This window comes from Vibrio hangzhouensis (genome assembly GCF_900107935.1).
GTDB lineage: Bacteria > Pseudomonadota > Gammaproteobacteria > Enterobacterales > Vibrionaceae > Vibrio > Vibrio hangzhouensis.
In genome coordinates, this window is record NZ_FNVG01000002.1 from 347,489 (window position 1) to 371,991 (window position 24,503).

The following is a 24,503-nucleotide window of genomic DNA, read 5'->3' on the forward strand; positions in this document are numbered from 1 at the left end:
ACCTAAAGACTAGTAATAACACTAGGAGATTTTAATAGACGTCAAAGTTACCATAGATAAACCAATTAAATAGAGAGCAACTATATTATGATTTTAAGAAAAATAACTTCACTTACTTTAGTGCTGAGTGTTTTGTCCTTTTCTGCAAATGCTGCAACCATTCACTTAAAAAATGGTCAGCAATTCTCTGGCGATATAAAAGAAAAAGCAGATGGATTCTTAGTTGTCGACATGAATGGTATTAAAACAACCATTCCTTTAGACAAAATTGACCGAATCGATGCTGGCAATACGGCTTCACCTCTCATCACTGAACCAGATCAAAATGTCAGCCAGAAAACAGACTCCGAGAGCAACGTCGCTGTCGTTCCTGAAGGGACCGTTCTTATGATTCGAATGAGTGATTCAATCAATACGCGTCATCACAAAGCTGGTCAACGATTTACGGGCACCCTTGAAACGAACTTAATGTCAGGCAGTCAATTGGTCGCCAAGAGCGGTACTAACGTTTATGGCTCGTTAAGCCAACTTGATAGCGCCGGCCGGGTAGCAGGATCGGCATCCATGACATTAGAGCTTCACTCTATTGCCATTGATGGTACTCCGTTGAACATCGCCACTTACCCTCTTGTTGCTGAGGGAGATAACACGGGTAAATCCAGTGCAGGTCGTACTGGGCGTACAACAGCAGTTGGAGCCATAGCAGGTGGCAGTGATGGTGCTAAGACGGGAGCTAAAGTGGGTCTGGCATCATCTATACTGACCAAAGGAGACGATATTGAGATCAAACAGGGAACATTATTGGATTTCACACTTAAAACGCCTCTTCATGTTCAACTGTGAACCGCTAACAAACCATGTTTAAATTGGGGAAAACATGATTCGTAAATAGGTTAGTGCGGCTACTACACCCAAAGTCCTTCCCCCCATCGCAGGGACAGTAGCCCAACCTTTACTGCAAACGACTTACTAGCCGATTTAAAATATGACACTGGCATATCACTCAGAGCTTCAATGGCTGACCTTGCTGTAAGAACAGAGTTATCAATCTCACCCGAAAGTACCAATTTTTGGATAATGGGAGAACAACCATCTTGAAGCATCGCGTTAGACTACTTCGACTCTGGCTCAAATCTGTCTGTCTGAATAAAGTTAAGTACCAACGACGTTACATAAGGGTCGCGGCGCAGTCGGTCGTGTTTGATATCTACTTCGACAAAGTCCCGCATACCTTCGAGCTTAGTCGACTCTACCGATACCAGGCCATCATTTGTTTTGGCAAACATTCCGCTGAATACAGGGTAAGTTTGGGTACCGGCGATGACACCGAAATCGTAGTTGGGCAAGGGTAAGCTATTCGGGAATGAGTTAGGGTTAGTGGTCAGTGATTCCGCCGTCCCACCCACCAGTGACAACATCCAGGTGTCGGAGAAGAAGTCGGCCACGTCACTGCCGTGATTAGGGGTGCCCACAAAGACCACTTTCCCCATCTCAGGCGAACCGACCAAGTCGGGGTGCTGCGCCAGATAGGAACGAATGACCAACCCCCCTAGAGAGTGCCCTACAAAGTGAATTTTGGGCTGATTGGTGATCTGAGTTTCGGAGGTTTCGAACTCGGTAATACAGCGAGACAACTCTCTGGCACTTTCATGCAGGGTATGATCAATAGACTGACGCAAAGTCGGGTAGTCTACGACGCAGACCTGATAGCCCTGATCCTCAATGCCTTTCGACATGTTCTTCATGGACCAGGCACTTCTTGCCAGTCCATGAACAATCACGACTTGCTCCCCTTTAGGCTGAATTTGCTCTCTATCAACCGTTTCCGCATCTGGTTTGCTGCAACCAGAAAGCGCCACAGCGGCCGTGAGGCCAAGGATCGCCGTCCACTTCATTTTGCTTCTCCGGTACCCAATCACTAATGACAGAATATCAAACTGAACGGACCAGTTCTATATCAACTGTGTAAGACTTTCATTCCATTTCTTCACTTTTGTTCAGTCGTTTTTTCTTTGTATGGCATTAGAAGTTTTATTAATAAAAATCAATAAAATAGCCATGAATATTGACTTTATAAACGTTTAAAAGCATTTAGCTGACAAAGATTGCAATAATAATGGCAAGTTTTGCGGCCTACCACGCATTAAGCCATATTAGACCATTCAATATTTCACTGCCTGCCACCTAAAAGTAATCCACGTTAGTCATCTTGATGCTGTTTCATGGATTACAGTTCAATATTCTTCAATTCGTCAAACAACCTCTTACTAACGACTTCATCCATTCACAATGTCAATATAAAACTTGTTTGATATAGGATTCAAAATTTCTATTGTGTCTAGGAGCGCTGTCAGTGCGTGCTCAAACCTGTTCGTCTATCTACAGGAGTCAACCTTCATTGGCTCCCTTGCTGCGACTCTAAGGAATCGAAATGACTACAAAATCCTTATCCGGACTATTGATATGGTCCACATTAATCAGTCCATCGGTACTGGCAACCACCGACACCGATGGTGACGGCGTCCCTGATGAAACGGATGTCTACCCCTGGGATGCGACAAAGTCTGCTCTCCCGGCTCACATTTTACCTACGATCATTCAAGCCGAAGACTTCGATTTAGGGGGGCAAAATATCGCCTACTTTGATAAGGAAGCTGAAAATCGTGGTGGTCAAAACTATCGTGACGAATACGTCGATTTTTCCAATCATGACGATGGTCAGTTTCACGTAGGCTGGTTCTCCAGAGATGAATGGATGAAGTATACCGTTCAGGTCCCGGAAGAGGGCTACTACGAGTTTTCAGCCTGGCTTGGGTCTACTGCTTCAACTACCAAAACAATCGAATTGCTTAAGGGAGCAGAAGTGGTTGTCACCCTGCCTTTTCTCTCCAGCACTCAAATCGCAAGGGAGTTCGAACAGACCACCCCTAGCACACTCTTCCTTACCAAAGGGGAGCATACGTTCACACTGCGCTCTGTTGATGGCTCAGTGAGGGTAGATAAACTGCAGTTCGACCTCTCACCGCTCTCTAAGGATTCCGATGGTGATGGTGTGGTCGATGCCGAGGATGCGTTTCCTTACGACCCAACGGAATCCGTTGATACCGATGGCGACGGCGTAGGCAACAATCAAGATCCTGATGACGATAATGATGGCTATCCTGACACAGAAGATGACTACCCGTTAGATCCGACACGTTGGGAGAACGTGGTGACGTCCGTTGTACCTGACACGTGTACGGGTTTCGAAGACCAGCAGTTACTTTGCGACGTACTCAGCAATGATGTTGACCCGGAAAACGATCCTCTCGACATCATTTTCACAGGGCAGCCACAGTATGGCTCTGTCGCGATCTCAGCAGGAAAAGTCCTATATACGCCCAATAGCGGATTTGTGGGGCTGGACAGTTTCAGTTATCAGGTTGATGATGGCTTCAATGTATCCGAGTCCACATGGGTAGATGTTCAGATAAACAGAACCACACCGATCGAAAATGCCGCACCTGTCTATACCGCCGGTTGGGAAAACGGCCAGAGTGATTCCGGACTACCGGGCGAGTTGACCCCATCTTTTTCGAGCAGTTACAACTCACTAACCCAAGAACCGACGAGTTATCACTTCTATGAAGTCGAGAATGTGCCATGGGCGAGAACAGGTCATCACGTGATGAAGTTTTATGGTGAACCACCGGCATACAGAAGTGAAACAGCCTTTATGAGCAGCGTTTATCGCTATTCGCCAGGTGATGATTTCTATTTTAGTGCCAGTATTCGTCCTGATGAATCATGGCAAACCATCACCAAATACTCGGTGATTGTAACGCAATGGAAGTCATTCAGTTCTGGCCCACATGCCGCCGTTCGCTTGAGCAATGACGGTCAGTTCAAACTCACCTACCATGCGCCAAACTATCCAGTGGTAGATTTGGGTGTTGCACCGCAAGATACCTGGACTGACATTCGAATCTATTTTAAAAAATCGCTTAATGAAGACGGTCAGGTAAAAGTGTGGGTCAATGGTGAACTCAAACTCGACAGAAGCGGCCCCACACTGTTAATCGGTAATGATGGTTACACCAAGATCGGTATGTACACTGAGATTCGAAGCCCCAAAACCCTCTACTTTGACAATGTCTCGGTGTCCAAAGCCATCAACCGTTCGCTGGATGAATGGGGACAGGCACCCGTCGATGGCATTTACAACGACAGCGATGAAGATGGGGTGAGTAACGGTCTTGACCCTTACCCATTCGATCCAAACCGCTAGCCGTAGTGACTGGATATAAAAAGTAAGGGGAGCAAGCTGTTACATACGGGAGAGTGAAAAATCCCGTCAACGCCTTGAAAAGAGGGTCTCATACTGCGCGCCTTAAAGCTGATTTACGTGACTTAGTCGTTTAATTTCAGTTAAATACGCGCTTTGGGAGACCCTCACTTTTGAGAGGATGACAGCGATTTAGGTAAGTGAACGCTCTGAAAGACCGCAACAAAACGCCCATAACGGAATGAATTAAAAACCCTATTAATCTAAAAACTTAGCCACATACCAACAATCAGCCTCAATGGTATATCCCTGCTCCTTTGCCCAGTTCAGCCCTGCTTCTACCAGTTGTTTGGCGATACCTTGTCCGCGCAACGCGTCTGGAACATAAGTACGCGTGAAGTTGATGTGATCATCCGTTTGACGATATTCCAACACACTTTCGGGTCCTAGGCCTGAAGCCACAAAGCGTTTTCTGTCAGGTTGATGTTCAATCATGCTATTTCCCGTCCTAGTTGATTCAAATATTGTTTCATAAACGCCACTCGCTGCTGTGCCTCCTGCTTCCCTGCCTCCGTCTGCATGGTATCGGCTATGGAAAACAACTTTGTATAAAAATGATCCAGCGTGAACTGAGAGTCGTCAGGTTCTCGATACACACAGAATGGGTCACACTCTGCATATAACTGACGATCTAAACTGGTTGCCACCTGTATACAACGAGTGACCCCTATCGCCCCCAAAGCATCCAACCGATCGGCATCTTGCACGATTTTCGCTTCCAGAGTCTCAGGCGTGACATTGGCAGAATAACTGTGGGCAACGATCGCATGATGTATCGCTTGCAGATGCTCAGATGGATAATTTACCTTGGTCAGGAATTGACACGCTTTCTCTGCGGCAATGTGTGAACTACTTGAACGCTCTGGATGACTTTTGGGAAAGGTAAAGCAGTCATGCAAATATGCAGCAGGCATCACGACCGCCAAATTGGCGCACTCATCCAATGCCAATGCTTCTGCACACTTTACCACTCGCACAACGTGGTTAAGATCGTGTGCGGCGTCGGTTTTCATTTCCTGTTGGATAAAATTAAGGAATGAGGGAGTCCATTGCGTATCAAACACTGATGGTACCTTTTATCAGCGTGACGGCCTGACCACACAATTCAATTCTGTCTTGCTTTAACATCATACCGACATAACCGCCCCGCTCTGAATCCTGATAACCCACAAGCGAACACTTACCTAATTTCTCGGCCCAATAAGGTGCCAAGGCACAGTAAGCAGAGCCCGTCACCGGATCCTCGTTTACCCCAACCCAAGGTGCGAAATAGCGAACAATAAAATCGACGTCGCTTCGGTCAGAACGTGCGGTCAACGCCATGGCTCGACCATCACATTGAATCAAAGCATGAAAGTTTGGAGTCAGGTGATGCAAGCGCTCCTCACTTTTTACCACCAGCAGATCTTTTCCCCCTTCAAACTCCCCCCAATAGTCGATGTCGTCTTCTTTCAACCCAAGGGCAGCGAGTATTTCCTTCGACTTGCGTGCGCTCTCGTTGGCTGGGTAAAGAGGAAAGTCCAATGAAATGCGTTCACCAACTTTGGTCGCGTGAAGCTCACCCGACAAAGTATGAAAACGGCACTGGCCATCGGCATCCAGCAATCCCATTTCATCCATCACTTTGACGGTTGCCAGAGTACCGTGCCCACAGAGCGCCACTTCAACCTGCGGGGTAAACCAACGAAGTCGGTTATCAGTAAGGGACAAAAATGCGGTTTCGGAAATCGCCATTTCCTTGGCAATCGAAAGCATTAATGAAGCGGGTAACGGATCTTGAGTAATGCAGACTCCAGCCGGGTTCCCCTTGAACGGCTCGCTGGTGAATGCATTAACCTGATAAATATCTAACTGCATGACAACTCCTTGTAATCCGCTACTACTTTAAAGGATAGATAATGTCAGCGCGAGTACAGTTTAAATTCTGTGGATGATGATCTCGTATCTCTGTTTATCGTACAGGTTCTCAACTATAAGAATTTATTGGACATTGTGTATGCATCAGAAGCGACACTTACCCCAAAAACACTGCCCTGTCTGTCAGAGACCTTTCACTTGGCGCAAGAAGTGGCGCCACAACTGGAATGAGGTTGTCTATTGCTCTAAACGTTGTGCATCCAGAAGGTCGCCGGCCTCTACCAGTCAATAACCGAACGGTCGTAGGCTAGAAAGTGCCCATTGTCTTCGGGGGTGAGGGATTGAATCACCTCAAACAACAGTCTGGCGGTTTTTGAAGGAGAGAAGAGTTGTTCACAAGGAACATTGGTCTGGAACGGTTGAGATAACGTCGTGTCCGTTGTCCCTGGGTGTAATGCCACAGTACACGATCGCGGCATCAGCCGCCCCCACTCTATGCTGATGTTTTTAAGCGCCATATTCAGTGCTGCTTTGGAGCAACGATAGCTGTACCACCCACCGAGTTGATTATCACCGATGCTGCCCACCCTGGCAGAAAGTGTGACAAAACGAGGTGCAGCAGAATTCCTGAGCGTTGATTGAAAATATTTAGCCAACAACAGTGTTGGTATTGTATTAAGTTGGATACTGTTCAAAACATTGCTCGCATCCACTGACCTCAGACTTTTTTCGGGTGTGTTGCTACCGAGATCAAGCGCACCAACGCAGTTTATCACCCAATCTACTCCGCCGTATTTAGCATCAATAAGCTGCAATAAAAGGCAATAATCCTGCTCTCTGGTTACATCCATCTTGACCCATTCCAGTCTGGGGTGAATCATGGGCACAGTCTCTCGATGATAGGTGGCAATGATGCTGGCCACGCTGTGGTCTAGGATATGACGGCAAAGTGCAGCACCAATGCCACCACTGCCTCCCACCAGAACTATCGTTGTTGGTGCCATGGTCGCCTCACAACTGGTTTATTCTTGCCAGATTCATTTCAGCGGTAGCCAGATGCTCGTCTTGTACATCGGGTGCCATTCGATCCCAGGTTCGGTATATCATGGCCGTTCGTGGGTTGTTCACCAATCGCTCTCGATGTTGGTGCATAAAGCGCCAGTAGAATCCATTGAAGGGGCAAGCTTGCTTACCAGCGCGCTCTTTGACATTGTAAAAGCAACCGCTGCAGTAATCGCTCATTTTGTTAATGTAACCACCACTGGAACCATAAGGTTTAGTCGCAATCAAACCGCCATCGGCGTAAAGTGCCATGCCCCGCGTATTGGGCAGCTCAACCCACTCAATCGCATCGATATAGATCCCCAGATACCATCGTTCTACCTGGTCCGGATCCAACCCTGTCAACAATGCAAAGTTTCCCGTCACCATTAACCTTTGAATATGATGCGCGTAAGCAAACTCCAATGACTGTGTTATCGCCAGTTTCATGCAACGCATTTGGGTCTTACCCGTCCAGTAAAATTCCGGGACAGCCCTGCTCGCATCAAGACGGTTAAGCTCTTTATATTCCGGCATGTTGCTCCAGTACATACCCCTTACATATTCCCGCCATCCTAAAATTTGTCTGACGAACCCCTCAATTTGAGCCAGTGATATCTCCCCTTTCGAGTTCGCGTAACTGTCGATAGCGGCATACAACACCTCTAATGGGCTCAACATCTTGCAATTGAGCGAAAAAGACAACCTACTGTGATATAGGCTCCACATACTCTGATGTTGGTCTGTCATTGCATCCTGAAAACGACCGAACAAAGGCAGGCAAACCTGGCAGAAGTGAGCAAGTAATGTCAGCGATTGAGCCCTGCTTGTGGGCCAGAGCAAGTGAGGGCCAATAGTGCCAATCGATGGGATGCCATGTGCGTTGAGACGTTCCAATACTCGCTCGGTGGGATTGGCGAACAACAGCGGCGAAGGTAGCTGTGCAATATCTTCTTTCTTGAGTTTCTTGCGATTGTCGGCATCATAACTCCACTTCCCTCCCAAGGGTTTGACTTCATTCTCCATTAACATGCCGTGCTTTTTGCGCATTTTGCGGTAGAAGTGATCCATCACTATCGCTTTTCTCGGCGGGAAATGGTGCTCAATTTCATCATAAGGCAACAGAAAGTGTTCCGTTTCTGCCATGGAGACGCAGACCCCAACCAAGTCTAGCGCCTGCAGTTGTACCACCAGGCGAAACTCGTCCGGACGCTGAAATTCGAAATGTGTCACCCCATACTGCTGACACAAAGCTCTAAGCAGTTCAGTCAGTGATGTGTAATTTTGGGTATCGTCGAGAGTAAGGAGAAGCACCTCATGGCCTTGTTGCCGAAGCGTCTTGGCAAAGCTCTCCATCGCCAGAAAAAAAGCCACTAGCTTTTGAACGTGATGGGTAACATATTCAGACTCCTGCTTTAATTCGGCAATCACATACAGGGTGTCGTCATTACTTACAGTAAACCACGAATGTTGTTCATTCAGCTGGTCACCCAAAATGAGTCGAAGTCGGCGGTATCCCATTTCTGTCTCCTAATCCTGAATTGGCCAATCCACCATATCCACAGTGTCCAACGACGCTGAGTCGGCGTTTCCCTTCCATTTACGAACAAAAATACCCTCAGGATCATAGAGTTGGGTCTGCTTACTAAGATCAAACTGACGATGCCCTCTGGGATCAGCACCAACTCCCGCCAGGTACTGCCAGTTGCCCCAATTGGAGCCGACATCATAATCAATCAACATATGCTGGAAGTAGCATGCACCAAAACGCCAGTCGAGACCGAGTTCATGCACAAAACAACTTGCGACAAGTTGTCGTCCACGATTGGACATATAGCCCGTGCGCTTCAATTGGTTCATGCACGCATTAACGACCGGATAGGGCGTCTTCCCCTCGACCCATTGGCGAAATCGAGAGGCGTAGAAGGTCGTCAACGGTGGTGTATCTTTGATCCCTTTGAAAGCAAACAATCGGGCTCCGTATTTGCAGCCGTACCAATAAAAGTATTCCCGCCACAGTAACTCGAACAGAATCCAGTAGGTCGACTCGTTGGCACCGTTTTTACGTTCAAATTTACGCAACTGTTGGACAATGGTTTTCGGCGATACATTTCCGTTGGCAAGCCACAGTGAAAACTTGGTTGAAGCTGTCCAGTCGTCCAGTCGGTTGCGCGTCAATTTGTAACTCAGTGCGGCATCGGTGGCAAAGTAATGGCGAACATGACGAAGTCCTGCCAGTTCCCCCCCTCGAATCCCCTCAAGGGCAAGAGTCGACTCAGCGGTCCCATAGGCCAGAGGAAGCGCGTCGCGGGTGTTCATTGGCGGCGGCAGTTGGGTTGTTGTTTCCGCTACGGAAGGGATGTCGACCTTCTCCATTTTCTTTCTAAAACCAGAGAAGCTCGACGGCAGTGCGTTAACGAGGAAAGGTAAATCATCACGTTGAAACAAAGTACCGTTGTTGCAACGATGTAAGTGCAGGCGTGGGTGCTTTACCTGCGTTTGCCTGACGACATATTCTACGTACCAACTGGAACTGAAACTGATGTACAGGTCCGTCGCCGCGTAATAGTTGACCATCTCAGACAAGGCATTCACCGCTTCATCTATGCTGTTGACCGAGACTTGGTGTAATGTCTGGCCGAGTTGCCAAAGTGACTGGTTCAGTTCTCCCACAGCCTGCATTCTGAACTCTTGCCTGGCATCATCATCAATTTCTATCGGTAAGAATCGGCGATCAAATAATGTTTTTAGCTCTGCAAAATAAAAACAATGAAGAGCTTCCATCTCGACACTGGCGCAACGCAATAATGCGTTGTCGTGTAGACGCAAATCATTGTAAAACCAATACAACCCTCTTTTCACCGACATGATTTCTCCACTCTTCTGTGCGCGGCCACATAATTAATACGCAGTTCATACTTCAATAGCTTAGTCAAAGAGTGGTCATTCTGAGAGCCCGCCTCGTAGGAAAAGAGTCAGCTAAAAAGAGGGTCACAATATGTCGCTCAAAAAGAATCTGGATAAACTGGCTCCCCATTTTGAAGCAGGGGGCAAATATCAAACTTTCTATCCGCTATACGAAGCGGTGGCCACGCTGTTTTACACGCCCGGCCATGTAACTCATGGACGCACTCACATTAGAGACAGTATCGACTTAAAGCGCATCATGATTATGGTTTGGCTCGCCGTGTTTCCAGCGATGTTTTGGGGGATGTACAATATTGGTAATCAAGCCACATTGGCACTCATGGCCAATTATTCTATTCCGGAAGTCACGCAACTCATGAACGACAACTGGCGTTTGGCTCTGGCATTTTCCGGTCTGAATGACTTAAATAGCGCCACTTGGCTCAGCAAGATGCTTTATGGTGCTTGCTACTTCCTTCCAGTGTACGTCACGGTGTTCGTTGTTGGTGGGTTCTGGGAGGTCCTGTTTTCCATTGTTCGCAAACACGAAGTTAACGAGGGCTTTTTCGTCAGCTCAATTCTGTTTTCGCTGATTCTCCCTCCAACCATTCCGTTATGGCAGGCCGCATTGGGCATTACCTTTGGCATTGTGGTGGCTAAGGAAGTGTTTGGCGGGACAGGCCGTAATTTTCTTAACCCCGCTCTGGCTGGCCGGGCCTTCCTCTATTTCGCCTATCCAGCGCATATGTCCGGCGGAGCCGTTTGGGTGGCCGCGGATGGCTACTCCGGTGCGACCCCGCTTAGCCAATGGTATGAAGGCGGCATCAGCAATTTAGTCAGTAATACGACCGGCGAGACCATTACTTGGGGGGATGCTTTTTTAGGTAATATCCCTGGTTCCATGGGTGAGGTCTCCACCCTGCTCATTGCACTAGCGGGCATCTTTCTGATCGCCATCGGCATCGCCTCATGGCGTATTGTTGTAGGTGTTTTGCTCGGACTCACTTTCGCCGCGACACTGTTTAATCTTATTGGCTCTGACAGTAATCCGATGTTCTCCATGCCTGTCTGGTGGCATTTTGTCATTGGCGGCGTCGCTTTTGGTACCTTCTTTATGGCTACCGACCCGGTATCAGCAGCTTTCACAGATACCGGAAAATGGGCTTACGGGATTCTAATTGGCTTAATGACGATTGGCATTCGAGTCCTCAACCCCGCCTATCCGGAAGGCATCATGCTGGCCATTCTGTTTGCTAATTTGTTTGCACCGCTTTTTGACCATATCGTTAAAGAATCGATGGTTAAGCGAAGAGGGCGCCGAATAGTGAAATAAAGTAGTGAAACATAATTCATATAATAGTCATATGGTTTTATAAAGTGCGATAATTTTGAAGCAGAATCACTATTTATTTTGAGTGTATTTTCAAAATCTGAACTTTCGAAAGTGACAAACTACTGAACTCGTTGGATAATTGTAGTTATTAATAACAGACCAGAAGAGTCTGCATAACTACAAGCTCTACCCAAGAAAATCAGAATGAGCCAAGGACAATAGTGAGATCATGAAGAGAAGCGATTTTCAAAAATCGGCGGCAAACTTAAAAAAAGCAGTGCCCTTGATGGTGAAGCATCATGTACCCGCGACTCCGGCCAACTACGCCTTGTGGTACACCTATGTTGATCAAACTATTCCAGAGTTGAATGCCGAAGTTGATGCGATATTAAAAGACTTCGACATTTTGCCTCCCGTCAATATTAACACCCTGTACCGCAACCACATTGCGGGCAAGGCTGAAGTAAGCTTGCACGAACTAAAACACAATATGGAAGCCCTCGTTACCGAAGTTTCCAGCTCTATGACCGATGCCATATCGGACACCTCTCAATTTTCAAAAGTACTCGAACAGAGCTTTGATGGACTGTCGTCCAGCCTGGGTTCCGAACGCAACCCAACCCTTGACGATGTAATGCCAATGATCAAACGACTTGTCGATGAAGCGAGTGACATCCGCCACTCCACCGACTTCATCCACGGTCAGCTGCAAAATGCCAGCGACGAAATCACCCGACTGAAAGCGCAACTTGCCAAAGTGCAATGCAATGCCATGTTTGATAGCCTGACATCGCTCTATAATCGAGGCGCCTTTGATGCCGACATGACAATGTTCTGTGACGCCAAGCAGCCAATGAGTTTAATCCTGCTTGATATCGATCACTTTAAGAAATTCAATGATGAGCTGGGACACCTGTTTGGTGACACCATACTCAAAGGCATTTCACAGCGATTAAAACAAGCGTGCCGCGGAGGCATTACCGCCTACCGATTCGGTGGTGAAGAGTTTGCACTGATTGTTCCAAACAAGTCCCTACGAGTGGCGCGACAAATGGCCGATGCACTGCGTCTGACCATAGAGAAAATGACCATTAAGGATCGTAAAAACGGCACAACGGTAGGCAACATCACCGCGTCGTTCGGTGTCGCAGAGTTTGTCACCGGTGATTCCTATACTTCTCTGGTCGATCGCGCAGACCAACAGTTGTATGACGCGAAACGAAGTGGTCGTAACCGCGTAATGCCATTCTAACTTATACCGTTGAGCTTCTATCTCTGAAAGCTGCAGGATTAAACTTGCAGCTACTGTCTTTTTGAACTCTATAAATACTTTTCTATATCGACGTCATCTAGCTGTTCAGAACTCAGGAAATGGTTGGCAAATTGCATATAGACACCGGACTGCAAAAACAGCCTGAACAGGCTTGAATCCAGATGACCGTCTTTGACCATAAAGCTCATAATCTTTATCGCTTCCGATAGAGTTTTTGCCTTTTTATAAGGACGATCACCGCTCGTCAAGGCTTCGAATACATCAGCAATGGCCATCGCGCGCGCAGGTATTGGCAACTCACTGGCCTTCAGCCCCAATGGATAACCGCTACCATCAGCCTTCTCATGATGGCTTCCCGCCAACATTGGGACATTCTTCATGTGTTTCGGAAACGGCAAACTCTCTAACATTCTTATCGTCTCTATCATATGACTGTTGATGATGTAACGCTCTTCAGCATTGAGCGTGCCTTTCTCTATCGACAAATTATACAGCTCACCCAAGTCGTTCTGATATTCACCCGCCTGCAAAACAAACCGGTCTTCTCTCACCGGTGCTTTATCCCAGGGGATCTTGTGCATCATACTGTCTGACAGCACTGGCACTTGCTCTTGTTGGTTAAATCGCGTGTCCGAACAACGGGACAGTTCTTGCCACGACATGCCCAACCCTGGATCTATCGTTGGTTGCCAGGTACGCCTAGCAATCGCCTTTAAACGTTCAAGCTGATCAGGTTCCAGACTTTCAGTGCCAAGATTGATCCTCGCTAAAAAGCTAAACTCATCATCCAGCGCTTGCTGCTGTTTGTGTACACTTTCCAAATCACTGGCACTGAGCTCACCTGTGTATTTAGTGCGGTAGAACTTCAGCTCCACATCACGCTTTAGCACCTCAAAACGTGTGCGAACTTCGTGTATACGATTATAAATCGTCTCTAGCTTGGTGGACTTATCGATCACATGCTCTGGTGTTGTCACCTTGCCACAGTCATGCAACCAGGCAGCGATATGAAGCTCCTGCCATTGCTCTTTTGACATGGAAAAGTCTGCGAAAGCCGAGTCTTTTGAGTCTTGCGCCGCCTGTGTCAGCATCTCCGTCAATACCGGAACACGCTGACAGTGGTTGCCCGTGTATGGCGATTTGGTGTCGATAGCACCTGCCATCACCTGAATAAACGAATCCAACAAAGCCCTTTGATCCGCTAACATCGTCTGGGTTTCAATGGTGACGGACGCATAGGATGCGAGAGTTTCCAGGTACTCTTTATCATCCATTAACACCTGGGTTTCATGCTCTTCATCAAACCCCAGCCCCAGACCACCGATGACATTTTGTTTACGATCCAGCAAAGGAATGAACAATAAATTGTCTGTGGCGTTTTCCTTGGTGACAAAAGGCCGCTCCTCATAATACTTCGAGTAAACGGGCTGTTTTTTCACAAAAAAGTCATGAACATCGTCAGCAAGTCGAGCGTCATCCAGAGGAATACGGGGCTCTTTTGCCACGTCCAACACCCCCTTTTTACTCAGTTTGACAAATTTGGGTTCCAGATACTTTTCATCACTGCTCAGCAGATAAAGGTAGGCACCATTTGCGCCAGTAGCGTCAACGGTTTCCTCGCACACTAACTCAAGCAGCTTTTCCAGATCATCCTCTTTCGCCATCGAGTTCGTTAGCGACAGAAAACGCCTGATGGTTGACTGCATCACCGACAACGAATCCGACATCGCCTTGATTTCACTCACTCTGGATGCTTCCTGAGAACCATTATGGAACTGGAAATGCTGTATCGAATCTGCTTTTTTTGTTGCCTGACGAATCGGTTTCGCCAGCAACTGCGACAAGAAATAGATACACGGTAAAGCAAACAACAGGGCAAAAAACGAACCGACAAGCGATCGTTTAGCCACCAGATTGGCATTTTTTAGCAATTGCTCCGACTTCACGGCCATCACCATATTGAAGGTTTGATCACGTGTCCCTCTCAGTCTATCGACTTTCACGACCCACTTTTCATCGTTATATGTGATTTCTTTGGCCTCATCACCAAACTCAACCATATTGGCCGTACTGGAAACCAACGGGTGGTCGATATCTCCGAGTTTAAGACTTACCGATTGCCGAAGAGCGTCACGAATCTCGAACAACTCGGGTCTGCTGTAGGCATAAACGTTGAAGCTGTCGTCATAAAGCACCCTCAACGCATCTCGGTTTTCATCACTGTCCTGTAACACCAGTGATACCTGGTCGAGCAATATATCTGCGCCAAAAACTGCACCATTAGTGGCCTTTCGAGAGATAGTGATGCCGGAGCGTGAGATGATCGGCATGTAATACGGCTCCGACACTTTAGCGGCACTGAGTGACGCACTGCGGTACCATTTGGCCTTGCGAGGATCGATGAAAAAATTATGAATCGTTTTTGACTGAAGGAGCCCCAGATGTGCACTGTAGGTTTTGACCAACAAGGTGTTGGTCTCTGAGTTATAATTCAACGCTGCAAATTCGGCATTCGGGCCGAGATTAATTTGGTCTCGCATTCGATTATCCGTAACTCTGGCAACCGACAGCCACTCTCCGTCAGGAAACGCCGCTTTCAGGGCAAAAATATGGCGGTTTGCTCTGAGTTGAGAAACCAGCTCAGGAACAAAATCAAAACGCTTACTCGGGACCACTTCACGGACTAACTCTCCCGCAGAGTATGCATCAACAATGCTAAATGCAGGTCCAAAGTGGAACGACATGTTACTGCGTGTTTCCCCAGCAATCCGCTCAAACAAGTTTTCATTCGCGTTGAGGATGACTTTGTTCAGGCTAGTGTGGGTTATCCAGATTTGTACCCCACAGACGATAATCACCAGAACAACAAATATAGCGGAAATATGGATATGGAGCGGGAAGGTAAGTCTTTTGATACGGTTCTGACTGGTCGGCATAGGCAATAACACTTTGAATTAACAGGATGTATACCCAAAAAACCTAAACATGTAGGCTAGTTGCTATAAGACTAGTCGAAATGACTCAGTGCGAGAAGGTAAATATTGACTAAGGAACAAAAAAACGCCCCATGATTATTCATGAGGCTACACTACCAAAGGAAAATTTGACTCAAATAGTTAAAAGGCTAGCGGAATTAAAATGCAAAGCTAAATCCGAGATTGTAGTCATCTCCATTTTTGGCGATAAATTCTTTATCTTCACTGCACGCTCTCGGACGGCCTTTTTCATCGCCCTGCACTAAACTCACCCAGTGACGAATACCCGATGCGTGGCAGTTCTCAGTTTGCCCAAATGTGGTACAGGTTTCTAACTGGATATCTTCAATCTCAACTAACTCTAAGCTGCCAGTACCTTTACGTCTACCCAGCATCACTTCCACATGCGTGCCGCTCTCATCACGAAATAGGATCGACTCAGGAGCGCATTTGTCACCTAAATAAGCGACAAAATGTTTGGCTCGCTTCAGACCTGTATGCTCACCGTTCTTGAAAAAGACCTGAACATGACGATAGTCAATCTCATAACTCACCACATCTTCGTGTGAGCCAGTTTCAAGTGGAAACAAGGTGTCGAGCAGTTGCTTGGCCATTTTTTGCTTTTCAATTTGCTCATCCGCTTTCACCATTTCCACAGCAAAGACGGCTTCAGCGATAAAGGTTGAATGGTTTCTGTGTAGCTCTGTTTTATCGAATGTCAGCATGTTCATCGTCTTTCCCTCGCACGGCGATAATTCTAATTTAGAGCAAATATCTCAAACGAGCGTTTAAATTAATATTCGTTTTGTGATTTGCATACTTTGTAGACTAGCGCTTTTTTGACTACAATTTCACAACAAAAATTTTACACTGTGAATTTTACAAAATGCCTCTGTCAAAAAGTCTAATCCGTCAGTCCCATTTTTTGGGCACTAAGGTAAGAAACCTTAGAAAGCGCAACCATTTAACGATGGAAGATCTCTCCGCGCGCTGTATTCGCATCAATCCGGAATACGCTCCGTCTGTCTCGTACTTGTCCATGATTGAGCGTGGCAAACGCGTACCCAGTATTGATATGTTGGAAGTCATCGCGGAAGTATTTCAAAAAGATCCGGCCTGGTTTCTCGATAATGAACCTGAGCAGGAAGAGATCACACCAGTGAAGGGCAACCGAGGTGGCATAAGCGGTATGGCTCTTGAGCCCAGCTTTTTGTTCTCCAACGACATCCTGCAAATTGCCATTCCGGAAATGCTGTCGCAAACCGGAATTACCGGAAGACAGTTTGCCCACCTTCTGATCCGCGCACATCAAGAGAGTTTACAAAACCACTTTCCGGATCTGGAGCGTGCTGCTGAGGACGTTGGTTTAAAAAGATTAAACCTTTCCATTGAAGATCTCATCGACATTGCTGCCAATCTCGGACTTCGCGTACAGTGGGTTAATCGCACGCCGAAAGATGTTGTCGACGAATTGGGAGTGAATGCCAAACAACTGGTAACGTCTTTTTTTGAACCACCCGGCACTATTTACCTGAATGAAATTCTCAAAGCTTACCCGACCAGATTAAAGTACGATTTGGCGGTATATATTGGCCACCGCATTCTTCACAGTGAAGAGGGGTTAAAGAGTGTATTAAGTGTAGGACAAAATAACAGCTGGGAAGACGCAACACAGGCTCAATCTGCTTCAGCACTCAACTCACAGGACATTTTGCAGGCCTGGAGAGACTTTGAGTCGAGCTTTTTTGCCGGAGCTCTCTTGTGCCCGAAGGTCCCCTTTCGTCAGCTGCTCGACCGCTGCGGCTATGAAATCGACGTTCACAAGCGAGCTGGCGTGTCACCATCTGTCGCCATGCGCCGAATGACCGTAGTCTCACCCTATCCTCACTGGCATTATTTCGATGCCTATGGTCCAGGAAAACTCAAAGCGGTTTACCGCGGAAACGGCATTCCGCTACCCTGGGGCAATATGAGAATGGTCAACGACCCTTGTCAACACTGGGCAGTATTTCGCCGCTTATCTGAGCCTCAAAACGGTTCCTCGGCTCAAATCTCCATTCTCAACGTGGGTGATGAGCCACGCATTTACTGCTGTGAATCCATCAATATGACGGATCCGGCAGGCAACAACAGAGTACTGTGTGCCGGTATTGACCTGAACCCGGCCATAGATGCTCAGGGCGGTAACGCTCTGGAAATTGCCAGCGAACTCAAGCGCTCGTGTGTTGAAGGCGGAGGAAGCGTCGTCATTCCACATGGCATCAAAAAAGATCTCCAAACCGTCGCTAAAATACTAAATATCAACTGGATAGAGCGCGGTATCGAAGGCGAGGCGAGACTGATTTGTTCACGTGGTGCCGTTTGTCCAAGAAAACCAAGTTGCTATGAGGGTTGTCAGGACGCAGAAAAAGAACAGGTCGGTAATATCGTTTGATTTGAAAAGCACAAGACACAAAAGAAAAAAGGCCAGCCACAATGATCGTGACTGGCCATATACAAGTGTGAACAAATAGAGGTTCACTAACAACGTCAGTTGGCTAGGTGACCCTCGGCTTAAAAAGGGTCGCTTTACTATATGCAGAACCCGTGCCAACTTTTTAAACCGCTGTTTTCTGATAATTCTGGTTAGATAAGTATCAATTTCACGTAAACCACGCTCATATCATCTTTGCATTATGCAAATTACGGTGCAATTTGCAATTTCCGCTCGTTTTATATTGCAAAATACGACCAAACCCAGAAAGACTGTATGAAACCCATTACATCAAATATGCACTGACTTACGCCCATTTGATACATTTCATCAATATACAGACCAACAAAAACTTAACTTATTGAAAGTCGGTACCTTCTAGCTTGAGCAACTGGCGTTTTCGCTCTACTCCACCTGCATATCCGGTCAACTTGCCACTTTTTCCAATGACACGATGACAAGGAACAACCACTGAAATGGGATTTTTGCCATTTGCCGCCCCAACGGCTCTGACAGCTTTCGGTTTTCCAATACGTTCTGCTAACTCCTGATAGCTGATAACCTCGCCATAGGGAATATCACACAATGCTTTCCATACTTGCTTCTGGAATGCGGTACCTTGCGCAGCAAGGGGAAGATCGAACGTCCGGGATTTCCCGGCAAAATAAGCCTCTAGCTGTTGCTGTACTCTGATTAAGATAGGATGTTCAGGAGACAACTGGCCTAGCTCTTCAGGCAACGTGGTATGTTGTTCAAACCACAGGCCCAGTACACCATCATCGCTTGCCTGAATGGTCACATCCCCTAAGGGGGTGCTGGTGATAAGGTAATAATTCATAATGCATGACTCCAGCAATGCAGTGTGGCGTAGCTTCCCCAAGGCGATACACGATCTGCGGTCAATCCTTGTTGAAGCGTACTATATTTTTTAACTATCAAGTCGGTTTCTAAAAACAGGTCAGGATCGGACAAACCACGCATTCGGGCATAGCTGACAGTCCAGGGCCCAACTCCCTTCAGGGTTAACCAGTTCTCCGGAGAGTCATCGGGTGCCTGCGCCACAAAACCAGCTAGTCTCGCCAGAGTTTCTTTTCGACTCTGCGGCATCTTTAAAAAGCTCAGGTCAGATTGAGCCACCAACTCTGCCGTCGGAAATACCTGTTTACCAGAGACACGATGATTAAGCTGCTGTACCAAAAGGTTCAGCTGCCCGATCGCCGCTTTGACCGACACCTGCTGCCCCAATACTGCTCGCACACCAGCCTCCCAAATAGACCATACTCCAGGAAGTCGAATTCCGGACTGACGAATCAAGTGACGGTCTACCCCCTTTAAGTGTTCCTCCACCAAAAACAGGTCTGTGTTGAGGTCAAATACCCGTTTAATATTCGCCATCAGCCAAGGCAATTTGGTGACATCCTCAAGCTCAAACTCCACCCTGACACTTTGTCTCTGCTCCACATCGGCATGTAACCTGAACCAGCCCAGGCGTCCCCCAGCTTCGATATGGCGCGCATAACTGTCGTCTGTCACCTGCTCAACGCCGGAAATCGCTCTGAGTTGATAGAAATCTAGCAGTCTACGCCAGTGGTAACGTCCACGATAAGCAAGATGGAGCACATTTGAGGCCGTTGACGGCGCTTCGGACGCTCGCCCTCTTTTGACATCTGTCGGTGTCAGTTTCAAGTACTTCCTGAAAGCATCATTAAAACGACGAGTGCTATTGAAACCGCAGGCAAAACCGACCTCAGTGACAGATAAAGAGCTGTTGTGTAACAACTGCTTGGCAAACATCAGCTGATGCAGTTGGGCATACACCTTTGGCGACATACCAACATGGGTTCGGAATAGTTGTCTTAGATAACGACTGGTTACCCCCAGCCTTTCAGACAGAACCTCCAGATTAGAGTGATTGAGTTCACCCTCCTCAATAAGCTTTAGTGCCCGTCGAACCGTGGTTTCGGTACCTCTCCAGGCCCAGGAATTGGGGGCACTATCAGGACGGCATCTCAGACAAGGTCGGTAACCTGCATTCAAAGCGAGTATTGCATTAGAAAAATACTCAACGTTGTCTTCTTTGGGCAAATTCGCCGGACAAATTGGGCGGCAAAATATCCCTGTGGTTTTTACGGCAACGAAAAACCGTCCATCAAATCTTGTATCTCTCGACAGGCGAGCGTGCCGACACTGCTCTCTTGATAATAATTCCATAGGTTACTCCATCCCCTGCCTTTTCCTTAGTGTAACCCACAAACCACACCAAACTAGCCACTTTCGGAACAGAATAGCACCACATTAGATTCACCTTTCTGTCATCAATTCGTCAACAGGTAAGGTAAAAGTATTTGCATACCAGTAAGTTAACATTCAAGCGAAAAAGGCGTTAAAAAATTGCCTCTGGAAATTTCTAAAACTCGAAAAGCTCTGTCTATACTGAGGCTGAGTTTGATGATTAATGTCATGTTATGAGGGTGGCTATGTCTAATGTAGATTTTCGTCCTGGAAAAAAACCGTTCTACGACAACAAGCGTTTCCGGCGTGGATTTGCAAAATCCGGAGATTTCACGCTGGCAGAAGAAGATATATTGATTCGATTTGGAGACACCATGACGGCTCTCGAGTCAGGAGAGATCATGCCAGAGTCCGAATCTGAACACCATTTTTTGCAGGTTATCGCCGATGAAAGTCATGCCGAGAGCAAGTTGGAGAAGACTTGGATCAAGTACATCCATTTAGCCCGTGATCGTAAGAAGTTTCATACGCTCAACGGCAAAAAGACCGAAACTGAGGCAAGTAGCGATGACTCAGACTACAGCGATAACGATGATATTGGGGATGATTTAGTGGACGATGAAATAACCTAAAACGAATAGGCTCCTCTGTTTTCGATCTCTCCCTCTAAGTGAAACCACTATGTGTGATAGTCATGCAATCAAACTATCACACAAAATAATTGTATGTTTTTTCAGATCTACTGCTCAACCCTCTCATTCATTCACGCTCTTTATGGGTATGTGTGTTATATTAGTAATTATGCATATATAGAGATATCCAGAACACAATGCTCACGAAGTTGGAACAAGTATACGAAGTGCTGTCTTGTTTGCCGGATCCTGTTTTCATTCTAAGTGAAAAGGGGGATTACATCGACTTACTGGGTGGCACTGATACTCAATCTTATCATGACGGCAAAGCCCTTATAGGCAAGACGCTGCACTCGGTAATGTCGGAAGACAAGGCGAACTGGTTTATAGGTCAGATTATCGACGCCTTAGATCGTAACTGTGTTGTGACAGTAGAATACGATCTGGCCGCTGCAGAGGTAGTTGGACTTGATGAACACGCCGGGCCTGCGGGAATCTTGCGATTTGAAGGCAAAATATTCCCACTCTCATTTATGCATAATGACGACCGCGTTGTGTGTTGGTTAACGCGTAATATATCTCAGCGCCACCAGTTGGAAGTACAATTACGCAAACAGAGCGAGACCGATGGATTAACACAAATAGCAAACCGGAATTACTTTTTCAACAGGCTGTCTTCTATCACGAAGCACGACGTGTTACATAGCCTGCTATTACTGGACGTAGACTTTTTCAAACAAGTAAATGATACCTACGGACACCTCGCTGGCGACCAAACACTGCAGGAAGTGGTCAGTCGGGTACAAAGCCTCATTCGACCGATTGATATTTTCGCCAGAGTGGGCGGAGAAGAGTTTGCCATCATATTGCCACAAAGTGATGATCGCAGTGGCTACGAGGTTGCCGAGAGAATAAGACTCGCCATTGCCAACCACCCCTTCAGCTATAAAGAACACACTTTCGCCATCACCACGAGCCTGGGAGTCACTCAAATTCATCAGGGAGAACAAAATAACGAGGTGTTTTCTCGGGTTGATAACGCGTTATACCTTGCCAAGGAGCAAGGGAGGAACCGCTGTGTAAGCCTGCTCAAGTAAAGGCCGGCCTATATGGAAAGCCAACTTCGCGTCATTAGCATGATCTCATACCTAGCCTTTAATTACCCACAAAGGGGTAGTCAATAAACTGACGGCAAACGAATTATTGACACTTCCTGTTTCAAATTCAAAGTTCTCTTCACCTGACATACCTCGAGCCTATATAACGTGTAAAATCTGAGGTTACGCAGACGTCTACTTTACGTGGTTCAAAATAATGATGAATCTTTTCAGGTTACTCAATATTAAGAATACAATTCTGATCGTATTTTTAATTCCAACAACCTTATTGGTCACTTTGATCGGCACTCAAATTTTCAAAGCTCAACAACACGCCGCTCACGCGCAGACTTCACTGGAAGCAGTCCATCTATTTAAACTTTATGATGAAATAGCACATCAATTTGCCGTAGAGCGCGGCTTGACCGCTGGCGTCCTGGCCGCGAAGGGACAAGGACAGCAAGTGAGTGCACTCAAACAGCAACGCATTAAAGCAGACCAGGCGTTTCGCAACCTAACTTCATTTTCGCCACAATATTTGGAAAGTGAAGTTCTCACTCGACTAAATAAAAATGTACTTCAAGCTCTGGAACAACGAGCGTCTATACGGCAACAAGTTGATACACTGAACATTAAGGACTCGCCTTTCGCGTATTATTCCAACATTAACCGCATGTCTCTTGATAACTTATCGGTGATTCTGACACATGTCGATGCCCCGGAACTTGAACAGAAACTACGGGGCTTACATGCTCTACTTACAATGAAAGAAGAAGCTGGGAAAGCGCGTGGCGCGCTCAATGGTGCCTTTGCGGGTAAACGCTCTTCCCTCGACGGCTATACCAATATCAGCAATTATATCGCAACAGAAACTTATGCTCTGAGACAGGCGGAACTGTTGTTCGCAGCGAATGATCTGCAAACACTCACTGCAATAACGAGTAATGCCATATGGCGTGATGTGGATGCAATTCAACAAAGCTACCGCGCACAAAGAAGTTCTCTGGATCAATTAGAAGGCCCAGATGCGCCCGAGTGGTTTGACCTGGCAACAAAGCGCATTGGCCAGATCAAAGGGCTAGCCGATACCATTGCCAATAATGTATCAGAGCTTGCTAGGCAAAATCAGCAGCAAGCACAGAAAACGGTAATCGCTTATATTGCGGTAACTCTATTTGTTGTACTTCCTCTCTCGGCAATCGCATTCCTGTCGACTAGGCGGCTTCACCGCAGAGTGACCCTATTCGTTGACCAAATCGATACCATGGCCAAGAACAAGGATCTTAGTCTGACTCTCCCGTGTGAACAGCGCGATGAACTCGGCAAAATCGCACTTCATTTCAATCAGCTCACCGCAAGTCTGGCATCCGCATTACAGAAGTCACTAGATGTTGCCCAAAAAACGGAGCAAGAGATGATGGGCATGAGCCAACTTGTGTCTTCGACTCAAACAGTCAGTCAGCAAACGCATTTACGCTGCGACAATATTGCGACCGCAATGACTGAGATGGCGCAAACGAGCCAGGAAGTAGCCAGTATCACAAGCGAAGCTCAGCAAAGTGCTGACAGTGCTCAACACAATGCTATTCAGTGCCAAAGCCATGGTGAGTATTCCTTAGTGACAACGACTCAGTTGATCACCAGCGTCGACAATACATACGCTTGCTTGGAACAGTTAGAAATTAAGATGGCTAGCGTGTCGGAGATTCTAGATAACATCAATTCGATCTCCGAACAAACTAACTTGTTAGCCCTTAATGCCGCCATAGAGGCAGCCCGGGCAGGCGAGCAAGGACGTGGATTTGCAGTCGTTGCCGATGAAGTTCGATCATTGGCTCAGCGCAGCAAAGAGTCAACAGAAGTCATTCGTAATCTGCTGGATGATATTTCTAATAACGCAAAGACATCCTTTGAAAATATGCAGCAAAGTCGTGATGCAAGCTATACCGCTCAGTCCATGGTGTCCGACACCAATACTATGATCGATGGTCTAATTGCGACGACAAAGCAAATCACCGACTACAACACCAGCATTGCAACGGCGACAGAAGAGCAGTCACAGACGACTCAATCTGTTGAATCTGATATCGATACGCTTCTGTCCATGGTCGAAACGACCGATAAAAATATCCAGCAGATGAATAGCGAAATGCATAGGGTTAAACAGCGGATGGAAGAGTTGGTTGCCGATGTGTCTCTGTTTAAACTGACATCATAGACTAGCTGACTCGCTTGGCGGTAAAGCTTAAGAGCCTCGGTAATCGATTACCGAGGCTTTTTGTTTCGCCATCTGCTTGGCACATGGTGAAACAAAAACTCATAGCGTTAGTACAATATAAGCCGCGAACCATCCTCAAAG

The 24,503-nt window shown here is 46.8% G+C and carries 20 protein-coding genes; 9 read left to right on the forward strand and 11 right to left on the reverse strand.

Annotation, left to right across the window (positions count from 1 at the left end; all coding sequences use genetic code 11):
* The first annotated feature begins 87 nt into the window (after positions 1 to 87).
* Entirely contained in the window at positions 88 to 843 is a 756-nt protein-coding gene (locus C4S60_RS03405; protein ID WP_103878919.1) for a hypothetical protein, read from the forward strand.
* A gap of 269 nt (positions 844 to 1,112) precedes the next feature.
* Here the strand turns inward: C4S60_RS03405 and C4S60_RS03410 are convergent, their stop codons facing one another.
* On the reverse strand, positions 1,113 to 1,895 hold the full coding sequence (locus C4S60_RS03410) for an alpha/beta fold hydrolase (protein ID WP_103878920.1): 783 nt from the start codon (positions 1,893 to 1,895) through the stop codon (positions 1,113 to 1,115).
* 536 nt (positions 1,896 to 2,431) lie between these two features.
* Here C4S60_RS03410 and C4S60_RS03415 point away from each other — a divergent pair.
* Positions 2,432 to 4,267, forward strand: coding sequence for a heparin lyase I family protein (locus C4S60_RS03415; RefSeq protein WP_103878921.1), 1,836 nt, complete (start codon positions 2,432 to 2,434; stop codon positions 4,265 to 4,267).
* 255 nt (positions 4,268 to 4,522) lie between these two features.
* On the opposite strand, the gene C4S60_RS03420 is transcribed toward C4S60_RS03415, so the two are convergent.
* Genes C4S60_RS03420 through C4S60_RS03430 form a run of 3 tightly spaced genes read right to left on the reverse strand, consistent with a single transcriptional unit; the run spans position 4,523 to position 6,181 of the window.
* The gene (locus C4S60_RS03420; protein ID WP_103878922.1) at positions 4,523 to 4,759 is read right to left on the reverse strand and encodes a GNAT family N-acetyltransferase; all 237 of its coding nucleotides are present in this window, start codon (positions 4,757 to 4,759) and stop codon (positions 4,523 to 4,525) included.
* Positions 4,756 to 5,337 carry an HD domain-containing protein gene (locus C4S60_RS03425; protein WP_103878985.1) on the reverse strand — a complete coding sequence of 194 codons (582 nt, stop codon included), beginning with the start codon at positions 5,335 to 5,337 and terminating at the stop codon, positions 4,756 to 4,758. The genes C4S60_RS03420 and C4S60_RS03425 overlap by 4 nt, the downstream gene beginning before the upstream one ends.
* 43 nt (positions 5,338 to 5,380) lie before the next feature.
* On the reverse strand, positions 5,381 to 6,181 hold the full coding sequence (locus tag C4S60_RS03430; protein ID WP_103878923.1) for a PhzF family phenazine biosynthesis protein: 801 nt from the start codon (positions 6,179 to 6,181) through the stop codon (positions 5,381 to 5,383).
* Between the two features lie 139 nt (positions 6,182 to 6,320).
* Here C4S60_RS03430 and C4S60_RS03435 point away from each other — a divergent pair, with 139 nt between their 5' ends.
* Positions 6,321 to 6,473, forward strand: coding sequence for a DUF2256 domain-containing protein (locus C4S60_RS03435; protein WP_425275104.1), 153 nt, complete (start codon positions 6,321 to 6,323; stop codon positions 6,471 to 6,473).
* Here the strand turns inward: C4S60_RS03435 and C4S60_RS03440 are convergent.
* From C4S60_RS03440 to C4S60_RS03450, 3 genes are read right to left on the reverse strand one after another with little or no spacing between them, the layout of a single operon-like run.
* Positions 6,460 to 7,185, reverse strand: coding sequence for an SDR family NAD(P)-dependent oxidoreductase (locus tag C4S60_RS03440; RefSeq protein WP_103878924.1), 726 nt, complete (start codon positions 7,183 to 7,185; stop codon positions 6,460 to 6,462). The genes C4S60_RS03435 and C4S60_RS03440 overlap by 14 nt on opposite strands.
* Positions 7,186 to 7,192: 7 nt before the next feature.
* Positions 7,193 to 8,743: a cryptochrome/photolyase family protein gene (locus tag C4S60_RS03445; protein ID WP_103878925.1), complete on the reverse strand. Its 1,551-nt coding sequence runs from the start codon at positions 8,741 to 8,743 to the stop codon at positions 7,193 to 7,195.
* Between the two features lie 9 nt (positions 8,744 to 8,752).
* Positions 8,753 to 10,090, reverse strand: coding sequence for a DASH family cryptochrome (locus tag C4S60_RS03450; protein ID WP_103878926.1), 1,338 nt, complete (start codon positions 10,088 to 10,090; stop codon positions 8,753 to 8,755).
* A 130-nt stretch (positions 10,091 to 10,220) separates the two neighbouring features.
* Between C4S60_RS03450 and C4S60_RS03455 the strand changes: the two genes are divergently transcribed.
* Together C4S60_RS03455 and C4S60_RS03460 are read left to right on the forward strand one after the other, a co-directional pair.
* Positions 10,221 to 11,462: an NADH:ubiquinone reductase (Na(+)-transporting) subunit B gene (locus C4S60_RS03455; RefSeq protein ID WP_103878927.1), complete on the forward strand. Its 1,242-nt coding sequence runs from the start codon at positions 10,221 to 10,223 to the stop codon at positions 11,460 to 11,462.
* A 229-nt stretch (positions 11,463 to 11,691) separates the two neighbouring features.
* Positions 11,692 to 12,714 (forward strand): GGDEF domain-containing protein, encoded by a 1,023-nt coding sequence (locus C4S60_RS03460; RefSeq protein WP_103878928.1) that lies wholly within the window; start codon positions 11,692 to 11,694, stop codon positions 12,712 to 12,714.
* Between the two features lie 68 nt (positions 12,715 to 12,782).
* On the opposite strand, the gene C4S60_RS03465 is transcribed toward C4S60_RS03460, so the two are convergent.
* Together C4S60_RS03465 and C4S60_RS03470 are read right to left on the reverse strand one after the other, a co-directional pair.
* Positions 12,783 to 15,671 (reverse strand): HD-GYP domain-containing protein, encoded by a 2,889-nt coding sequence (locus tag C4S60_RS03465; RefSeq protein WP_103878929.1) that lies wholly within the window; start codon positions 15,669 to 15,671, stop codon positions 12,783 to 12,785.
* Positions 15,672 to 15,868: 197 nt separating this feature from the next.
* Complete coding sequence (locus C4S60_RS03470) at positions 15,869 to 16,441, reverse strand: aldolase/citrate lyase/malate synthase family protein (RefSeq protein ID WP_103878930.1); 573 nt, start codon at positions 16,439 to 16,441, stop codon at positions 15,869 to 15,871.
* A gap of 155 nt (positions 16,442 to 16,596) precedes the next feature.
* Between C4S60_RS03470 and C4S60_RS03475 the strand changes: the two genes are divergently transcribed.
* Positions 16,597 to 18,144 carry a DUF3612 domain-containing protein gene (locus C4S60_RS03475; protein WP_103878931.1) on the forward strand — a complete coding sequence of 516 codons (1,548 nt, stop codon included), beginning with the start codon at positions 16,597 to 16,599 and terminating at the stop codon, positions 18,142 to 18,144.
* Positions 18,145 to 18,541: 397 nt separating this feature from the next.
* Here C4S60_RS03475 and C4S60_RS03480 read toward each other — a convergent pair whose 3' ends face one another.
* Together C4S60_RS03480 and C4S60_RS03485 are read right to left on the reverse strand one after the other, a co-directional pair.
* Positions 18,542 to 19,021, reverse strand: coding sequence for a methylated-DNA--[protein]-cysteine S-methyltransferase (locus C4S60_RS03480; RefSeq protein ID WP_103878932.1), 480 nt, complete (start codon positions 19,019 to 19,021; stop codon positions 18,542 to 18,544).
* Positions 19,018 to 20,394 (reverse strand): DNA-3-methyladenine glycosylase 2 family protein, encoded by a 1,377-nt coding sequence (locus tag C4S60_RS03485; protein ID WP_103878933.1) that lies wholly within the window; start codon positions 20,392 to 20,394, stop codon positions 19,018 to 19,020. The genes C4S60_RS03480 and C4S60_RS03485 overlap by 4 nt, the downstream gene beginning before the upstream one ends.
* A 266-nt stretch (positions 20,395 to 20,660) precedes the next feature.
* Here C4S60_RS03485 and C4S60_RS03490 point away from each other — a divergent pair, with 266 nt between their 5' ends.
* From C4S60_RS03490 to C4S60_RS03500, 3 genes are all read left to right on the forward strand, one after another.
* A complete protein-coding gene (locus tag C4S60_RS03490) occupies positions 20,661 to 21,047 on the forward strand; it encodes a MaoP family protein (protein ID WP_103878934.1) in 387 nt (128 codons plus the stop codon).
* 197 nt (positions 21,048 to 21,244) lie between these two features.
* Entirely contained in the window at positions 21,245 to 22,144 is a 900-nt protein-coding gene (locus C4S60_RS03495) for a GGDEF domain-containing protein (protein WP_103878935.1), read from the forward strand.
* Positions 22,145 to 22,361: 217 nt separating this feature from the next.
* Positions 22,362 to 24,362 (forward strand): methyl-accepting chemotaxis protein, encoded by a 2,001-nt coding sequence (locus tag C4S60_RS03500; protein WP_103878936.1) that lies wholly within the window; start codon positions 22,362 to 22,364, stop codon positions 24,360 to 24,362.
* Positions 24,363 to 24,503 lie beyond the last annotated feature (141 nt).